We start from the raw sequence: 16,570 nt of genomic DNA, 5'->3' as shown, positions 1-16,570 counted from the left end.
TAAGCCTATTATTCAAGTCCTGCGATAGCGACTACAGTACATTAGGGTATGTCGAACCTTCGGCTACGGTACGGATAGGGTATGGACAGCGACCGCTTATATTTTATAACCACAAACCGCCACATAATCCCCACGGTCATAACCTTCGATGACCTCTTGTACCTTATCATTGGCATACATTGGATGGGTCAATAAGGTCTGCGCATACTCAAAATCGACGAAACCATTGGCTTGCATCAGCGCGATTTTTTCATCTGAGGTGCGCCAATTGGCTGACTTTACCAGTTCAATAGGATAAGGGTCAGCAGGGGAGATGTGCGCAAGTAGCGGATGCTCCCAAGTGCCTAACGAGCTGGCCAAATTGTATAAGCTGGCAAAGCCACTCTCTTTTGGTACATCGATGAGGATAAGCTTGCCGCCAGTTTTTAGAGCGTTAAAGGCCTTTTTAATACAGGCATCCAAATCGCTGATATAGCTGACACTGCCGTTGAACATAATGATATCAAACTTATTGGGCTCAATCTCACAAGTTTCAGCAGGGCTGATATCTACTTGCAATCCGCGCTTTTCGGCGACGGCTGCCATGTCCTTAGAAGGCTCAATGCCATATTTGATATGAATATCATAATCTTTTGCTAGTAGTGATTCAAATAATCCGCTACCACAACCGATAGACAATATCTCACTGTCTTTATCTAAGAAATGGGCAACCAATTTTAGCTCACTGGTCAGTAAGTTTTGATTGTCAAAAAACCAGCTATCGTACGCGCTTGCGTGTTCATCAAATGCTGCCATGATATCTCTCCTTGAGTATTTTTTGTTGTATCGTTAATCCACTATAAAAGAGTGACAGCGTTAACCTCGCTTAAAGTATTACCCATACATCTGCACTCGGTTGCCTTGTCACTCTTTTAAATTGAATCAGCATTGAATAGTACGTGAAGTTAAATTTGCTATAAAAATACGAGTTATGACAGATCTAATGCTTGCTGCCAAAAATTCACTTCCATTCGTGCGGCGGTGTTAAATAACTGTTGGAACTTGTCTGCTTGAGCAGGGCTAGCGTGTGCCAGTAGTTCATTGATCTGCGCTTCGTTCTGCGCAGTAATCGCTTGAAACGCATCACTAGAAAATACATCAATCCATGGTTGATAGGGATTGCCCGTGATAAACCCTTCGGCTTTGATGCATTTGCCAATTTCACCATAACCCATCAAGCAAGGGGCAATAGCAGCATAAAGCTCAGCCAGTGAGCCTGACAGGGCAGCGTCTAATATATAGCGGCTATAGGCGATAGTTACAGTAGATTCAGGCGCATTCTCGACAGTTTCAAGCGCTATGCCCCATTGGTGACAGAAGCCCAAATACATGCCAATTTCCATATCGAGCATGGCATTGATGCCTGCTTGACCGACGCGCATTTGCGCCAGCGTGTCGCTTTTGTACACGCTCAACGCCATCACGCGGGTATAGTGGATCAAATACAAGTAGTCTTGGACGAGGTAGTGGCGGAAGCTGTCAGGGGCGAGCGTACCTGCTGCTAGCTGCTTGACAAAGTCGTGCTGAATATAATCATCCCAAGTTGGGCAATGGTGACGTAGCGTTTGGTAATTCATAGTATTCACTTACTTTTATCAATGCGAGTAAGCAGATGGTAGACGAACTCATGCATTATTAGCAAGGAATGCACCAAGTATAATGGCATCATACATTTGGACAGCTAAGTTTTCAATTGCTGATGCGACTTACGGTAAGTAGCCATTGATAGGCGCGATATCAGGCGGGATATCCGTGTCTCCTAATGCTTCTCGCAGATTGATCTCGATAGTGCGTGACAGTGCGGTCAGTGGCAACTGATTCGCCGCCAAGCCAAAAGGCTCTTCTAGCTCTTCACTAAGGGCATCCAAACCAAAAAAGGTATAAGCAATCACAGCAGAAATCAACGGAGTGGCCCAACCGAGTGAGGCCACCAAGCCAAAAGGCAACAGGATGCAATACAGATAGGTCGTGCGATGTACCAGCAGCATATAAGCAAATGGCAGCGGCGTATTATGAATGCGCTCGCAAGCCGCCAATACAATCGTCATGGATGTCAGGCGCTCGTCCATGTTTTGGATGACTTGCTCAGACACCAGCCCTTGCCGCCGAATGTCACCGAGCTGCTTACCCATGAGGCGCATTATATAATCAGGTACGTTTTTCGCTTGGCGCATACGGTCATGGTGTATCGCTGCGACAAAAGGCTCGATATCTGCCCAAGGTGACGTACCACGCAATCGATGGCGTACAGCATGGGCAAAAGCAATGGTTAGATATACCATCGCTCGTTGAGTATCACGCCCAGCATCGGTGTCATCATCTATAAAAGACAGCACTTGACGCGTTAAGCTGCGGGAATCATATACCAGCTGACCCCACAGTCCCCGAGCTTCCCACCAACGCTGATAACTGGCATTGTTCCGAAACCCAAGAAACAACGATAACGCGATTCCGAGCAAGGTAAACATCGCCATACCATAATAAGGAAAAGAGTCAGGAAGCCAGTGCTGAATGATCGTTATGAGTGTACTAAGAATAGTAATCAGCAAAATTTGCCGATAGACTTTTGGAATGATGGAGCCGCGCAGGGTAAAAAATATCTTGAGGGCATTGGGGGTTTGGCGGACAATCATGTCAGCTTCCTAGCGATGGGGTATGCTGTTAAGTATTGAAGCCGTGTATTATACAATAGCGTTATTAAAATTTGAGCATTTTTGTTTTTGATTGCCAATCGGACACTGTGCAAAAAAAGTGAAGCATAGCGTGCAAACTATATGGCTAAACGACTTAACAGCTCCTTACATTTTTCTCTTAAGGTGTCTCTGAGCAGTCTGACCGCAGGGGTTATCGATTGCCTACTTGGGCAGATGAGCCAAAGCTCGCTTGGCTTTGCTTGATAGTCGGTCATGATATGAATCAGCTTGCCTTCTGATATGTCACTCGAAACATCTAAGCAGGACTTTACAGCAAGTCCTTTTCCTTCCACACACCAGCGCCTGACCAAATCGCCATCGTTAGAGGCTCGGTTGCCACTCATTTTTATTTTATAAACTTGCTTGTTCTTGGTGAATTCCCACACATCGTGAGTGATATCGTACAGCTGATAAAACAACCCATTGTGCGTCGGTAGCTCATGCGGATGCTGGGGTATGCCGTGACGTGTTATATACTCTGGCGATGCACAAAGCAACCCTGGGACATCACAAATCTTAAAGCCGTAAAGACTGGCATCTTTTGGCGAACCATAGCGTAATGCCATGTCTACAGAGTCACGATAAAAGTCTATATGACTATCGCTTAGATCGGTTCTCAAGCTCATGTTTGGGTGATGATCTAGTAACTCATCAAGCCATGGTGTAACGATGTTGCGGCCCAAATCAGAAGGCAGTGCAATGCGTAGCTCACCATCGACAATATCGAGATCTTCTTTGATATTTTGCCTAGCTTGCTCAAGTAATAAGAGTGCTTTTTCACATTCCGGAATGTAGCGCTCTCCGGCACTCGATAGACGTAATTGACGCGTGGTACGAATGAATATTTCAGCGCCCAATGTTTTTTCTACCCGTTTGAGCGCAGCACTGGCAGTTGCCACACGCATGTCTAAATGCGCTGCCGCTGCCGTGATATTGCGATGTTCAGCGATTTTTAGAATAACTTCGAGATCAGATAACAGCATATTCTCAATTCTTATTTGATAATGTATCAAATATTACCCTGTTTATCTTGTCATAAGCCAGCGTTATGATGGCAGCCACTTAACAAACCGGAGCAGCATGATGAAAGCCATTGGATTTATACAGTCTTTACCCATCACTCACACGGACTCATTGCAAGATATCGAATTGCCACAACCTATCGCAGAAGGCTCTGATTTATTGGTCAAAATCAGCTCTATCGCGGTCAATCCTGTCGATTATAAAGTCCGCCAAAACATGCCATCCGAGGACGGTAGCCACAAAGTCATTGGTTGGGACGCAGTCGGTGAAGTGGTCGCCATTGGTGAGAAGGCGACACGCTTTGCAGTTGGCGATAGGGTTTATTATGCAGGCGAGCTCGATCGCCAAGGCAGTAATGCAGAGTATCAATTGGTAGATGAGCGTATCGTTGGTATGAAACCAAAAAGTCTGTCGAATAATGAAGCGGCAGCATTGCCGTTGACCACTATCACGGCATGGGAGATATTGTTTGAGCATTTAACCATTAAACAGCAGCCAATCACTGATAATAGCAAGTCTAATGAGGTTATCTTAGTCGTTGGTGCTGCAGGTGGGGTGGGCTCTATTTTGCTACAACTGGCAGCGACATTAACGGGCGCTACCATTATCGCGACAGCCTCACGTGAGCGCTCAAAGCAGTGGGTACAGACACTTGGGGCAGATTATGTGATTGATCATAGCCAGCCATTAGCAGCACAAATCGAAGCGTTGGGCATTGGCCCTGTGACCCATGTCGCCGGCCTTCAGAGCACTGAAAGCTATTTCGATACTTATATAGATATCTTGACGCCTTTTGGGAAAATAGCGATAATCGATGATCCTGAACAGTTAGACATCACCAAAATTAAGTTTAAAAGCCTCTCATTTCATTGGGAGTTTATGTTTGCCCGCTCACTGTTCAAAGCCTCGGACATGGCAGCACAAGGTCAGCTATTAAACCGTGTCGCTGACTTGATTGATCAGGGTTATATCCAGACCACGGTTGGCGAAAACATGGGTGTCATCAATGCGACCAATCTACGAGCGGCTCATCAAGCGCTAGAGTCGGGTACAACGATTGGTAAAATAGTATTGGAAGGTTTTTAATATTCAACAGAGCCTAATAAAGGATGTCCTCGTTTTTATCACTATTTTTAAAATGAGTACACGGCCCAATCAAAAATAAGAGACAGATATGCAACTAGAAATCAATGTTATCGATGCTTTTACTAATACCGTTTTTAAAGGCAACTCAGCAGCCGTTATTATCACCGATAGCTGGCTCACTGATGATCTAATGCAATCGATTGCTTTTGAAAACAATTTGTCTGAGACGGCATTTTTGGTTTTAGATGAGAGTGATGGTAAAGATATCTATCATATCCGCTGGTTTTCACCGCTTACTGAGATTGCCTTTTGCGGTCATGCAACCTTGGCATCTGCTTTTGTGTTGTTCAAGAAAAATCCTAATTTAGCCTTTATTAAATTTTCAGCCGACGCCGTTGGTATATTGACTATCGTGCAAACAGACGCTGGCAAAATACAAATGGACTTTCCCAATACTGAACCTGAAAAAGTCGATAATGTCCCTGATAGTTTGCTTGCAGGATTGTCTATTGCACCAGCTGAAGTCTATAAAAACACCCAAGCCTATTTCGTTATTTATAATTCTGAAAGCGATGTATTAAACGTAGAGCGTGATAACGAGCAGCTAAAACAGCTCGCACCTTTAGATGTGGTGGTGACATGCCAAGCTAAGTCTACTGAGTACAAAGACTACGATTTTATGTCACGTTATTTTTGGCCAGCTAATGGTGGTGATGAAGACCCAGTGACTGGATCAGCGCACACAGGACTTGCGCCATTATGGGCTGAGCGTTTGGGTAAAAATGAATTGGTCGCTTATCAGGCGTCAAATAGAGGCGGGGTGCTAGACTGTGTTGTCGCAAAAGATAGGGTGCTTGTTTCCGGCAATGCCGTGCAGTATTTGACAGGATTTATCACGGTCGAGGAGTAGCAGGTTTTGACAGAATTAAAGACACTAGGGCTTTTTGCACTGACTGCATTAGCAGAGATTATAGGTTGTTACCTACCTTATTTATGGCTGCGAGAAGGTAAGTCTATCTGGCTTCTTGTTCCCAGCGTGCTGAGTCTGGCGGCCTTTGTTTGGTTGCTGACATTACATCCAACCGCTGTAGGCAGAGTCTATGCAGCTTACGGTGGGGTATATGTTGTGATGGCGATTTTATGGTTGTGGACGGTGAACGGTATCAGGCCGACCACATGGGATATCGTAGGGTCTGCGGTTGCATTGTTAGGCATGGCAATTATTATGTTTGCACCGCGCAGTACTTAGTATGAATGCAGCGCTTAACACAAAAAAATGCCAATCAAACCGTGAGGTTCAATTGGCATAGCTTTAATCAGCGTAGTGATGCATTGAATATTAATGTTTGCCTAAGATACTGCCACTGTCATCTTTCTTAGATTGCTTGGCGGCTTTCTTTTCTTTTGCCGTCAATAGCGGTTTCTTTTTCACATTTTTCTTACTATCTTGACCTTTACTCATGATTTTTTCCTCTTTAGGTAGCTTATACAGCCATAAGCCAGATTGGCTGACTAGCGGGCGGAATGGCTACAATTGACGCAGATGCTGCGTACTAGATTGAGTATAGCTCTAAGCCTGTGCAATAGATAGCGATAGCACAATTTCCCTACGCTTCAATGCGGTCATTCTATTTGGCTAAATATTATTCAACGCCTCTTTTATATTGAAATTCAGAATATCTCAGTCAGATTTTCGGCTGATGATATGTTCAAACGATGCGTTTGATCAATACCAGTATTCGTAAGTGCTTACTTACGGATACATCACGATTTGCTATAATGAGCCACAAGCCGATGAGTCGTCGCGGCAAACTTTTATAATATTCCTATTTAGCACAAAGATGCTTACTGTTTTGGTTGATTGTTATGCGTATCCGTAAACTTTTTAAATTTGAAAATGCACATATTGTGCGTAATTGCAGCTCTGAGCGCTGCAAACACTCTATCCATGGCCATAGCTATCAGATTGAACTGATTCTTGAGGCTAAGCGCTTGGATCATGGGCAAATGGTCTATGATTTTGGACTATTAAAGTCGTCTATCAAGGATATTATCGACAGTTTTGATCATGCGATTTGCTTTTGGAATAAAGACGATCCTGAATATATCGCTGCTTGCAAAAAATTCAGCGCGCGCTGGATAAGCTTGCCGGTATCGCCATCGGCAGAGCAATTCTCTAGAGTCATCTTCTTTTGGGCGCAAGAAATTCTCAAACAAACCCAAATGCAAAACGGTGAGTCTGATGTCAGCGTCTACTCGGTGATTGCGCACGAAACCGCAACGGGTTATGCCCAGTGTTTTGCTGATGATGTGGCTAATGAGCAAATGGGTCAGCTTAATTTAGAAGCGTTTGAGTTTAGCGACCAAGTCAGTGCCGAATGGCATGACACCGATCTGTATGCCAAATTGATTCGCGGTGAAAGTTTTACTAATCCAACGGTAACTATGCAAGTACAGACGCAAGTACAGGCAGGTATGCCTGATGCCTAATAGTACAACAGAAGACAAAAACGTCAAAACATTGACACTGTACTCTGAAGACGATACTCAGCGTTTGGCTGCGCAATTAGCAGCGTTGCCATTGACAGGTAGTGTATGGTTGGCTGGCGATTTAGGCGCGGGTAAAACTACTCTGACTCGCTACTGGTTACAGGCGCTAGGGCATACAGGAGCTGTCAAAAGCCCAACTTATACCTTGGTCGAGCCTTATAGCATCGAGCAAAGCAGCATCGAGCAAAACAGTATCGAGCAAAACAGTATCGAGCAAAAAGACGGCTCAATCAAGCCCGTCTACCACGCTGATTTGTATCGTCTGCAAGACCCAGAAGAATTGTCCTTTATAGGCTTCGATGAGTATCTGGATGAGCCAAATGCGCTGGTCATTATTGAATGGGCAAGCCGTGCGGACAGCTATTTACCACCGCCGATTTTGTTTATCGATATGACGCAGGCTAACAGCGGTGATAAAAATCAAGAGTCTCGTCACGTTGAGCTGCGACTATCGAAGGCAGGACAAGCGCAAGGTTTGGATCTATCATCCTTTAAGATTTAGTTATACCTTCAGTATAAGTCATCAATATTCGCCAGCATTACTTATCACTACGCAAATTATCACTACGCAAAATAAAGATACCTCTTAATGCCGCAAATGCCAGACAATCATTTTAATACCCGCATCAAAAAACTATCGCCGCTGCTCATCAATCAATTGGCAGCTGGTGAGGTCGTGACGCGTCCCGCTGCGGTGGTCAAAGAGCTGCTAGAGAATGCCATTGACGCTGATGCCACCAATATTGAGATATATATTACCCAAGGCGGCATGGGTATGATTGAGGTGATCGACAATGGCGTTGGAATTCATCCTGATGATATGGTCATGGCAATTACCCGTCATGCGACCAGCAAAGTCGCGGATGTGGCTAATTTGCATGGTATTACGACGTTGGGTTTTCGCGGGGAAGCATTGGCTGCAACAGCGGCAGTTTCTCGGCTGACGCTAACCAGTAGCCATGATGACAGTGGCATCGGTCGCCAGTTGCAGGTCGCGGGTGTGTTAGATGACATACCAAAAATGACACCAGTTGTGCATCATCGTGGCACGACCATTACGGTTAAGGATTTATACTTTAACGTACCAGCCCGTCGCGGCAATTTGAAATCTATTGCGACCGAGTTTGGTCATATCGAAACGATCGTGCGCGAAGTGGCTTTGGCGCGAGCAGATGTAGCGCTTAGTCTCTTTCATGACAATAAAAAACGTCTGTCACTGTCTTCAAATGCACGTGTGCTATTGGCAAATTCGATGCCTGCAAGCGACGGATCTATCAGTGCTAATGCAGGCAACAGTGCCAATCCTTTACCGTTGTCACGGCTGGAGCAAGCCACGAGTGCAGAGCTCACAGTGAACGCACTTGAGATAATGATTGATTTGTCCAGTTTGTGGCAGCCGTCTACAGAATACACGGATAGTACAAGCTCTAGTAGTCAGGCAGGTATCTATGGTTGGTTGTGGCCTATTAATAAGCAGGCGCAACAGCAGGACAGCTTACCAAAGCTACTGTACATCAATGGTCGCTTGGTCAAAGAGCCGATCATCAGCAATCAGCTTCGTCAACTCGCGCAGAGTGCTCATTTAGATGGCATCGGTTATGCCCTTTATTTTGATTTGCCGACTCAATGGCTTAATATCAATGTCCATCCGTCCAAACAGCGTATCAAGATCAGTCCATTAAATAATGTCATGGCACATTTAAGCCATGCCATTCATGCAAAACTGAAAACCATTACTACGATGGATACGGTCACATCCACCAGTTATGATAGACAGGCGCTAGACTATAACAATTCTCCAAGCCAGTCTTTTACTACGATACCGCGCAACGCATCGCCTACGACCCATTCAAGACAAAGCCAGCAAGTACAAGCGCCTAAACAGTTATACCAACTGTCGGTAAGTGCTCCTATTCTAAGCAATCCTTTTTTGCAACGCTCAAAACAGTCCTATTCAGAAATGTCTTATCGTGATGAATCGTCAGCACAGAGCCTCAAATCGCGCAGCACAATGTCAATTACCAATAGTGCTGAGACTTTAAATAGCTCATCAATAGCAAGTAAGCCTTTGCCCGTCTGCTTAGATATTATTACCCACTTAAATGACATAGCAACCGAATCTGCTAATGCTAAGGACATCGATAGTAAATCGCTGCCTTGGCTACTATTTTACCACCAAGCACAATGTCTGCTGATTAGTGCGGTAGATTGGCAGTCAAAGCTAAGTTCGTTATCTGAGTCGCAGGTACTGAGTAATAACGTATCCAAAAAAGACGAAACACTAAAGAGCCCAGCATATATCAATCAACAACTCGCTACCGTAAGCTCGCAAATGTCTGCGCAAGACTTGATCGTTTTTATAGAAGATATTGATTCTTTAATCACTGACAATGCAATCAAAATCATAGACAGTCATCAATTAGTAGCGGCAATGTTCTCACCTTTGAACAAACAATAGCGCCAAATTATATTTTTGCTACCCACCACCTCATTAGTAAAGGCAATCCTATGCGACATTCGTCTGACAGCTTATCTTATAGCTTGAGTCCCAATTTAGCGGATAATAGCGTGGTTTGCTTGATGGCGCCAACCGCGAGTGGTAAGACAGCACTGGCCTATGAGCTATATGATACAGGTCGTTATGAGCTTATCTCAGTAGACTCGGCGCTGATATATCGTGATATGAATATCGGTACGGCAAAGCCTACGTCTGATGAGCTGGCGCGTTATCCTCATCACTTAGTGGATATGATTGACCCTATGCAGAGCTATAGTGTCGCTGAGTTCGTCAGCGATGTCGCCCGTTTGATTGATAGCTGTCATCAGAACGGCAAAATACCGTTGCTAGTAGGCGGTACCATGATGTATTACATGGCGTTACTGGATGGACTATCCCCTGTACCTGATAGCGATGACGGTATTCGCGCGCAAGTAGAGCAATGGCGACAGGACGAGGGTATTAGCGCGCTATATGAGTATTTGGGTAAGGTTGATCCGATAAGTCACCAGCGTCTTAATGCCACTGATACTCAGCGTATTACTCGCGCTATTGAGGTATATCTACAAACGGATATTTCTATAAGTGAGTGGCAACGCAAACCCAAACAAGCATTAGCAAATAACCCCAATCAAAATTGGCACGTATTGGCAGTGATGCCTGATCGTCCGTGGTTGCATGAGCGTATCGCCCAGCGTCTAGACATCATGTGGAGTGAAGGTCTGGTGGCTGAAGTAATTGGACTGCTTGAAGAGTATCCATTGACACCGAACTTACCTTCTATGCGCTGCGTTGGTTATCGGCAAGTACTAGAGTACCTTGTACATACTCATCATCCAATATTTGAGCAACCGCATTTAGATAAGGCACTTTTCTATGAGGCTTTTGGTGGATTAGATGAGTCAATAAATCAAAAAACAAAGCAGGACAAATCGTCTCAGCCTTTGATTGCATCAAGTTTGTCCGATAGCCAAACCGAGGTGCTTGCTTGTCAGCAAATGCAAAATAAGGCATTATATGCGACAAGGCAGTTGGCAAAGCGACAATATACTTGGCTGCGTAAAGTAATACAATTGCCTGATAATGCAATAGACACGGCAACAAAATCTGACTCATTTAACGATGCGAATGACCTCACAAACCATGCATTAGAGATGAAGATATGCACAACGATGGCACAGGCAAGAGACTATTTGTTTTAGCCTATATAGATGGCCATCGATTGAATTGAGGATATGGCCTAGTAAGTTTATTGGCTTGTTTTTACACTATCTTCTTAGAAATACAACACAGTAGTAACGCTTCATAAGTACATGAGAAAGTAATGACAATTAGTTTCAAAGTATAACGTGAATAACTGCTATAATTTAATACCAGAAAAGTGGTGGATTTTGTAGAATCACCATGACTTTACCAATAATTATTGTCTAACGTTTGTTGGTAAAAACAGTTTATGAAACAAGTGGTTACTTAATTTTTTTACAATAATAATGTATTCGCGATAAAGTGGAATCACTTAAGAAGAACCGATGTTTATTTAGATACGTTTTATAAAGAAAAATTATTATTGTATCTACTCTTTGCCATTATAATTCAAGCAACACTTAAAATAATTGGCGCTTAAAACATAATTATATAATATTTAGGAGAGATTTCATGTCAAAAGGACAAACTTTACAAGATCCGTTCTTGAACTCGCTGCGCAAAGATCGCATTCCTGTCTCTATTTTTTTAGTCAATGGTATCAAATTGCAAGGTCAGATCGAGTCATTCGATCAGTATGTCGTATTGCTCAAAAATACAGTGAGTCAAATGGTATACAAACATGCCATCTCGACGGTTGTACCAGCACGTAATCCACGTAGCAGCACAACGACAACGACCAGTGCCCAGCCTCAAAGTGCAGCGCCAGCCGCTTATCAAGGTGGAGGTTTTGAACGTGGTAGCAACCCTGCTAGCACCGGTGGTTTTGAAGAGCGTGGTTTTGCCTCGAACCGTAGTGGCTTTAACCGTGGCGGTTTTAGCCAAGGTCAAGATCGTGGCTTTGAGCGTGGTAGCTTTGGACAGGGTCAAGAGCGTGGGTTTGAGCGTGGCGGATTTGGTCAAGACCGTGGATTTGAGCCACCAGCAGAGAATGCGAACTTTGAAAACAAGCCAAGTGACGAATCTGATGATAACAACTAAGTTGATAATAAATAACCAATCATAGATAAATGGACAAGAAGTATTTTGCCTATTTACCTATAGATAGATGCGTTATCTCGACTTGATATATTTAATCAAAACCTGCTGCTATAGTGGGTTTTTTTTGTATAAATATACGTATAATAACTAGGGTCTGTTGAACATTCAAATGTGGAACTGGCAGTATCTATTTTTTAGACAATACGCAGTGAAATTTTTGACGCCTAGTCATTCTAGGTTAGACAATTTTGCCATGTATTGGCAAAAAATAGTCCTGCCCTGAAAGGCTGATGCTAAAATCACCTCAAACGTTGTTGCAAACCTAGCTAAGGTCTCGACATTATCGTCGGTTTACGCCTAGTTTGTGGTAATTTTAGCAATCAGCAGTCCTAATATTTGGATGTTCAACAGACCCCACTTAGCATTGATATCGATTCGACGTTAATGCTGGGTTTTACAGGACATTACTAATATCGCCCAGAGTATAGTAAAATATCTTATTGATTCATTATAAACATAGAGCTGATGCATGAGTAATAGTCAAAGCAATCTGACCCATGAGCAATATATTAGTACCGCTATTGAAGCGATCAATACCGAGATATCGGCGTTAGCACTACTGACAGAGCAGATAGACGACAGATTTGCGCAGGCTTGCGATATTATTTTGGCTTGTAAGGGTCGAGTAGTAGTCACTGGCATGGGTAAGTCGGGATTGATAGGGCGCAAAATCGCAGCGACCTTTGCTTCTACTGGCACGCCCGCTTTTTTTATGCATCCTGGTGAGGCTGGGCATGGCGACCTAGGTATGCTGGTGAAAGGCGATGTGTTGCTTGCCATCTCTAACTCTGGTGAGTCAGACGAGATTAAAATGCTGCTGCCCGTGGTTAAGCATTTAAACATTCCGTTGATTAGTATCAGTCGTGATAAGCGTGGCATGTTACCGCGTGCAGCTGATATTGTATTGACCCTAGGCAAATCGCAAGAGGCGTGTCCGCTAAATCTTGCGCCTACCTCTAGCACCACAGCTACATTGGCGCTAGGTGATGCGTTAGCAGTGGCTTTAGTACATGCGCGTAATTTCACTTCAGAAGATTTTGCTCTATCGCATCCAGCCGGAGCGCTAGGTCGTCAACTGCTCACTCGCGTCGAAGATTTGATGCATACTAAGTCAGAAGATTTGCCACTTATCAATCAACAAGCACCATTGCAAGAGGCGCTCTTTACCATGTCTGCTGGGCGCTTAGGGATGACAGTAGTCACTGACGATAATGATAAGGTTGTTGGGGTATTTACAGACGGTGACTTACGCCGCGGTTTAGAAAAAGGCATCGATCTACAAACCCCGATGCGCGATGTGATGGTTAACGATCCACGCCGAATCAGCAAAACCATGCGGGCATCAGACGCTCTGAGTGTCATGAATGAGAATGGTATCAGTCAGCTGTTGATTATCGATGAGAAAGATCGATTAGAAGCGATTATTACGGTTCATGATTTACTACAAGCGGGTGTTAAGTAAGCATTATCTATAGTCAGGTCAATATAAAAAAGACACAGCGTGCTTGATATAAATTTTTTGTAGCCTCTGTCTGCGTAGGCACAGCAAGCAAGAAAAATTTGTACCAGTCACGCATTATAGAGCCAAAAAGTCTTTAAGAAAGGATAACTTATGCAAGACTTAATAAAAAAAGCCGGACAAGTTAAGCTATTGGTATTAGATGTTGATGGTATTTTGTCAAATGGTCAAATTATCTATGACGCCAATGGTGTTGAGACCAAAGAATTTTCAGTGCACGATGGTGTTGGCATTAAGTCATTAGCACGTTATGGCATTTTGACTGCTATTATTACGGGTCGTAGCAGCCCCATGGTGGATAAGCGCGCCATTGAAATAGGTGTGGATTATGTGGTGCAAGGTCGTGATGACAAGCTGATTGCCTTAAATGAGCTGCTATCTACCCTTGATCCTGCGCTCAATATCACAGCGGCTGATTGTGCTTATATGGGCGATGATTTGCCAGATATTAAGGCAATGCAAACTGTGGGATTTGCGGCAACAGTGCCCAATGCCCATGCCGAAGTAATTAAGCGCAGCGATATGGTGACTACACGTGCAGGCGGTACTGGCGCCGTACGTGAAATATGTGATCTTATCTTAAAAGGTCATGGCCATTATAAAGACTTTATCGCGCATTATACGCTTGATGAGGCACCAACTCAGGATACCTTATCGTGAATACTCGTGTTTTAATCGTTTTAGCGTTGATTATTGCTGGTATAGCTGGCTGGTTTTTTCAGCAGCAAGGAGACATATCACCGCCAGTTAGCATGGAAGCGACTGATGTTGATTATGAAGCGACTGATATTAAGGCGGTGCAAACCAATGAGCAAGGCGACACTGAATATGAGCTTACTGCTGAATCATTGACGCACAATCCGGCAACTAACGAAGATGAGATGTCAGGCATCACAATGAATTGGGAGCCCTCAGATGAGCAGCGCTATCGTATCGAAGCGGGTAGCGCTGCCATCAGTCAGCAGACTGGTGAATTGAGCTTGTCTGGTGGCTTTACCTTAGTTAGTGAAGACAAAGCCGATGGCGCATCAGATATTGAACCCATTAAAGTGACGGGCAGCACGCTCAAAGGTAACACCAAGTCAGGCCAAGTATATAGTGATGAAATGGTCAAGATTGAACAAGGGATGAATCGATTTGAAGCATCGAGTATGAAAGCCAATCTGGAGACTGGTGAATATGAGTTCGGTCAAGTGGCGGTGAATTTTTCTCCTGCTGATCGCAAAGACAAGGCATTATTCTAATTGAAATGATCTTTGCCCAAAGAGATATTCAAAACCATATAGTCAGTGAAAGTTAGTCTGACGCCCTATGGGATTGACTATAGTTAGCATGAAGTCTGCAAATCCTACTACTAATAATAAAACGAGTAATGTTTATGAAATCTAAGTTTTTGCCTACTCTGCGCTCATTATCGACTCGCTCGATGCAAGTCTCTTCTAGCCTGCGCACGCTACCAGTCGTCATGTTGCTAGCGTTACCACTATATAGTCATGCGCTGCCATCAGACGCCAATCAGCAGATTAAACTGTTGGCAGATAAAGCTACTTATAGTGAGCGTACCGGTGTCACCAGTTATTCGGGTGGTGTGGTTATTACTCAAGGTACGTTTAAGATGACCGCTGATAATATCACGGTCAATTTATCACAGGGTCGTAGTATCAACTCTGCAATAGCGACTGGGCGACCAGCCACCATGCAGCAAGTGGTCACGCAAGAGAAAGGTCTGGCAAAAGGTCAGGCCAATAAGATCGACTACAATGCGATTACTGGTATTATTACTTTGACGGGTAATGCAAAGCTGGTACAAAATGGCGCCAGTTTTGCGGGCAATGTCATTCGTTATAGCTTAAAGGCAGGTGATGTAGAAGCGACTGCTGGTGGCAACCAGCGCGTGGAGCTAGTCTTCCCACCCAGCAGCAATAACAGCCAGAGCGGCGTACGCTAAGTGATAGCAGCAATTGCGTAGCAGCACCTAAATTTCGACAACACTATGCGTAAGTTATGAGTAAATTATGAGTGATAACCAAAGTTTTGACGCTTTAGCCCCCACTAACAATGCTAAGCCTGTCGAGCGCTTGAGTATGAAAAACTTGGGTAAGCGTTATGGCAAACGTTGGGTCGTCAAAGATGTCTCATTTTCTGTTGATCAAGGTCAAGTGGTTGGCTTGTTAGGACCAAACGGTGCGGGTAAAACCACCAGTTTTTATATGGTAGTAGGTCTGGTCAACATGGACAGAGGCAGCGTCAGCTTAGGCAACATGGATTTATCCAAATACGCTATGCATGAACGCGCTCGTGCTGGCATTGGCTATTTACCGCAAGAAGCGTCAATCTTTCGTAAATTATCTATCGAAGACAATATCTTAGCTATTTTGCAAACTCGTACAGAATTGACTGCTAGTGAGCAGCGCCAAGAGCTTGAAAAATTGATTGGTGAATTCAATTTAGGACATGTGCGCAAATCTTTAGGGATGAGTGTGTCAGGCGGTGAGCGTCGCCGTTGCGAGATTGCCCGTGCCTTGGCTGCTGACCCGAAGTTTATCTTGCTAGACGAGCCTTTTGCGGGCGTTGATCCTATCTCTGTTGGTGACATTAAAGACGTGATATTGACGCTAAAAAATCGTGGTATTGGCGTGTTAATCACGGATCATAATGTTCGCGACACGCTCGCTATTTGTGAAAAAGCTTATATCGTCTCAGAAGGCGCTATTATTGCTGAAGGCACAGCGTCTGACGTCTTAGATAATGAGTTGGTAAAATCTGTTTATTTAGGTAAAGATTTTCAGGTATAAACCGGTCAGTTAATCGCTGTTTTCGTTCGTTTATACTCTCTATAGGTTGGCATAAAGTTTCTGCTATTTTTTATGCCAACGACCACGATTTATATCGTATTCATTATCATTTCTGCTACACAGC

18 protein-coding genes are annotated in these 16,570 nt (G+C 44.0%); 13 read left to right on the top strand and 5 right to left on the bottom strand.

All coding sequences use genetic code 11. The features are described from left to right. Positions 1 to 96: 96 nt before the first annotated feature. The 4 genes from IOD06_RS01680 to IOD06_RS01665 form a co-directional block, all read right to left on the bottom strand. Positions 97 to 795: a class I SAM-dependent methyltransferase gene (locus IOD06_RS01680; RefSeq protein WP_194618770.1), complete on the bottom strand. Its 699-nt coding sequence runs from the start codon at positions 793 to 795 to the stop codon at positions 97 to 99. A gap of 173 nt (positions 796 to 968) precedes the next feature. Beyond that, positions 969 to 1,616 carry a thiaminase II gene (tenA, locus tag IOD06_RS01675; protein WP_194618768.1) on the bottom strand — a complete coding sequence of 216 codons (648 nt, stop codon included), beginning with the start codon at positions 1,614 to 1,616 and terminating at the stop codon, positions 969 to 971. A 129-nt stretch (positions 1,617 to 1,745) separates the two neighbouring features. Continuing rightward, positions 1,746 to 2,672, bottom strand: a complete 927-nt coding sequence (locus IOD06_RS01670; protein ID WP_194618766.1) for a bestrophin family protein — start codon at positions 2,670 to 2,672, stop codon at positions 1,746 to 1,748. Between the two features lie 137 nt (positions 2,673 to 2,809). After that, positions 2,810 to 3,715 (bottom strand): LysR family transcriptional regulator, encoded by a 906-nt coding sequence (locus IOD06_RS01665; protein ID WP_194618764.1) that lies wholly within the window; start codon positions 3,713 to 3,715, stop codon positions 2,810 to 2,812. Positions 3,716 to 3,815: 100 nt separating this feature from the next. Between IOD06_RS01665 and IOD06_RS01660 the strand changes: the two genes are divergently transcribed. From IOD06_RS01660 to IOD06_RS01650, 3 genes are all read left to right on the top strand, one after another. Then, positions 3,816 to 4,841: a zinc-binding alcohol dehydrogenase family protein gene (locus IOD06_RS01660; protein ID WP_194619597.1), complete on the top strand. Its 1,026-nt coding sequence runs from the start codon at positions 3,816 to 3,818 to the stop codon at positions 4,839 to 4,841. 88 nt (positions 4,842 to 4,929) lie between these two features. Continuing rightward, positions 4,930 to 5,751, top strand: a complete 822-nt coding sequence (locus IOD06_RS01655) for a PhzF family phenazine biosynthesis protein (RefSeq protein ID WP_194618762.1) — start codon at positions 4,930 to 4,932, stop codon at positions 5,749 to 5,751. Positions 5,752 to 5,757: 6 nt separating this feature from the next. Further along, a complete protein-coding gene (locus IOD06_RS01650; protein ID WP_194618760.1) occupies positions 5,758 to 6,090 on the top strand; it encodes a YnfA family protein in 333 nt (110 codons plus the stop codon). Positions 6,091 to 6,180: 90 nt separating this feature from the next. On the opposite strand, the gene IOD06_RS13695 is transcribed toward IOD06_RS01650, so the two are convergent. Continuing rightward, entirely contained in the window at positions 6,181 to 6,303 is a 123-nt protein-coding gene (locus IOD06_RS13695; RefSeq protein ID WP_264623036.1) for a hypothetical protein, read from the bottom strand. A gap of 404 nt (positions 6,304 to 6,707) precedes the next feature. Between IOD06_RS13695 and IOD06_RS01645 the strand changes: the two genes are divergently transcribed. The 10 genes from IOD06_RS01645 to lptB all read left to right on the top strand — a co-directional run bounded on the left by IOD06_RS01645 (position 6,708) and on the right by lptB (position 16,446). Next, positions 6,708 to 7,331, top strand: a complete 624-nt coding sequence (locus IOD06_RS01645) for a 6-carboxytetrahydropterin synthase (RefSeq protein WP_194618758.1) — start codon at positions 6,708 to 6,710, stop codon at positions 7,329 to 7,331. Continuing rightward, positions 7,324 to 7,893, top strand: a complete 570-nt coding sequence (tsaE, locus tag IOD06_RS01640) for a tRNA (adenosine(37)-N6)-threonylcarbamoyltransferase complex ATPase subunit type 1 TsaE (protein WP_194618756.1) — start codon at positions 7,324 to 7,326, stop codon at positions 7,891 to 7,893. The genes IOD06_RS01645 and tsaE overlap by 8 nt, the downstream gene beginning before the upstream one ends. Positions 7,894 to 7,980: 87 nt before the next feature. Beyond that, positions 7,981 to 9,849 carry a DNA mismatch repair endonuclease MutL gene (mutL, locus tag IOD06_RS01635; protein WP_227669835.1) on the top strand — a complete coding sequence of 623 codons (1,869 nt, stop codon included), beginning with the start codon at positions 7,981 to 7,983 and terminating at the stop codon, positions 9,847 to 9,849. Positions 9,850 to 9,899: 50 nt separating this feature from the next. Beyond that, positions 9,900 to 11,090 carry a tRNA (adenosine(37)-N6)-dimethylallyltransferase MiaA gene (miaA, locus tag IOD06_RS01630; protein ID WP_194618754.1) on the top strand — a complete coding sequence of 397 codons (1,191 nt, stop codon included), beginning with the start codon at positions 9,900 to 9,902 and terminating at the stop codon, positions 11,088 to 11,090. A gap of 454 nt (positions 11,091 to 11,544) precedes the next feature. After that, positions 11,545 to 12,072: an RNA chaperone Hfq gene (gene hfq, locus IOD06_RS01625; protein ID WP_010198110.1), complete on the top strand. Its 528-nt coding sequence runs from the start codon at positions 11,545 to 11,547 to the stop codon at positions 12,070 to 12,072. A 529-nt stretch (positions 12,073 to 12,601) separates the two neighbouring features. Then, on the top strand, positions 12,602 to 13,594 hold the full coding sequence (locus tag IOD06_RS01620; RefSeq protein ID WP_189581442.1) for an SIS domain-containing protein: 993 nt from the start codon (positions 12,602 to 12,604) through the stop codon (positions 13,592 to 13,594). Positions 13,595 to 13,744: 150 nt separating this feature from the next. Beyond that, entirely contained in the window at positions 13,745 to 14,311 is a 567-nt protein-coding gene (locus IOD06_RS01615) for an HAD family hydrolase (protein ID WP_189581445.1), read from the top strand. Continuing rightward, complete coding sequence (lptC, locus tag IOD06_RS01610) at positions 14,308 to 14,895, top strand: LPS export ABC transporter periplasmic protein LptC (protein ID WP_010198114.1); 588 nt, start codon at positions 14,308 to 14,310, stop codon at positions 14,893 to 14,895. The genes IOD06_RS01615 and lptC overlap by 4 nt, the downstream gene beginning before the upstream one ends. 182 nt (positions 14,896 to 15,077) lie before the next feature. Next, entirely contained in the window at positions 15,078 to 15,599 is a 522-nt protein-coding gene (gene lptA, locus IOD06_RS01605) for a lipopolysaccharide transport periplasmic protein LptA (protein ID WP_194619592.1), read from the top strand. A gap of 136 nt (positions 15,600 to 15,735) precedes the next feature. Further along, entirely contained in the window at positions 15,736 to 16,446 is a 711-nt protein-coding gene (gene lptB / locus IOD06_RS01600) for an LPS export ABC transporter ATP-binding protein (protein WP_192811737.1), read from the top strand. The last annotated feature ends 124 nt before the right edge of the window (positions 16,447 to 16,570 follow it).

The organism is Psychrobacter sp. N25K4-3-2, assembly GCF_015351755.1.
GTDB classification, from domain to species: domain Bacteria; phylum Pseudomonadota; class Gammaproteobacteria; order Pseudomonadales; family Moraxellaceae; genus Psychrobacter; species Psychrobacter glaciei.
The sequence above is the reverse complement of the archived record's forward strand: the minus strand, read 5'-3'. Positions and strand labels throughout refer to the sequence as shown.

Excerpts from the sequence above, each read along its gene's own strand:
- miaA (WP_194618754.1), top strand. The coding sequence starts at position 9,900 with ATGCGACATTCGTCTGACAGCTTATCTTATAGCTTGAGTCCCAATTTA.
- mutL (WP_227669835.1), top strand. The coding sequence starts at position 7,981 with ATGCCGCAAATGCCAGACAATCATTTTAATACCCGCATCAAAAAACTA.
- IOD06_RS01680 (WP_194618770.1), bottom strand. The coding sequence starts at position 795 with ATGGCAGCATTTGATGAACACGCAAGCGCGTACGATAGCTGGTTTTTT.
- IOD06_RS01665 (WP_194618764.1), bottom strand. The coding sequence starts at position 3,715 with ATGCTGTTATCTGATCTCGAAGTTATTCTAAAAATCGCTGAACATCGC.
- IOD06_RS01655 (WP_194618762.1), top strand. The coding sequence starts at position 4,930 with ATGCAACTAGAAATCAATGTTATCGATGCTTTTACTAATACCGTTTTT.
- tsaE (WP_194618756.1), top strand. The coding sequence starts at position 7,324 with ATGCCTAATAGTACAACAGAAGACAAAAACGTCAAAACATTGACACTG.
- IOD06_RS01645 (WP_194618758.1), top strand. The coding sequence starts at position 6,708 with ATGCGTATCCGTAAACTTTTTAAATTTGAAAATGCACATATTGTGCGT.
- hfq (WP_010198110.1), top strand. The coding sequence starts at position 11,545 with ATGTCAAAAGGACAAACTTTACAAGATCCGTTCTTGAACTCGCTGCGC.
- IOD06_RS01620 (WP_189581442.1), top strand. The coding sequence starts at position 12,602 with ATGAGTAATAGTCAAAGCAATCTGACCCATGAGCAATATATTAGTACC.
- IOD06_RS13695 (WP_264623036.1), bottom strand. The coding sequence starts at position 6,303 with ATGAGTAAAGGTCAAGATAGTAAGAAAAATGTGAAAAAGAAACCGCTA.
- tenA (WP_194618768.1), bottom strand. The coding sequence starts at position 1,616 with ATGAATTACCAAACGCTACGTCACCATTGCCCAACTTGGGATGATTAT.
- lptA (WP_194619592.1), top strand. The coding sequence starts at position 15,078 with ATGCAAGTCTCTTCTAGCCTGCGCACGCTACCAGTCGTCATGTTGCTA.
- IOD06_RS01615 (WP_189581445.1), top strand. The coding sequence starts at position 13,745 with ATGCAAGACTTAATAAAAAAAGCCGGACAAGTTAAGCTATTGGTATTA.
- IOD06_RS01670 (WP_194618766.1), bottom strand. The coding sequence starts at position 2,672 with ATGATTGTCCGCCAAACCCCCAATGCCCTCAAGATATTTTTTACCCTG.
- IOD06_RS01660 (WP_194619597.1), top strand. The coding sequence starts at position 3,816 with ATGAAAGCCATTGGATTTATACAGTCTTTACCCATCACTCACACGGAC.
- lptB (WP_192811737.1), top strand. The coding sequence starts at position 15,736 with ATGAAAAACTTGGGTAAGCGTTATGGCAAACGTTGGGTCGTCAAAGAT.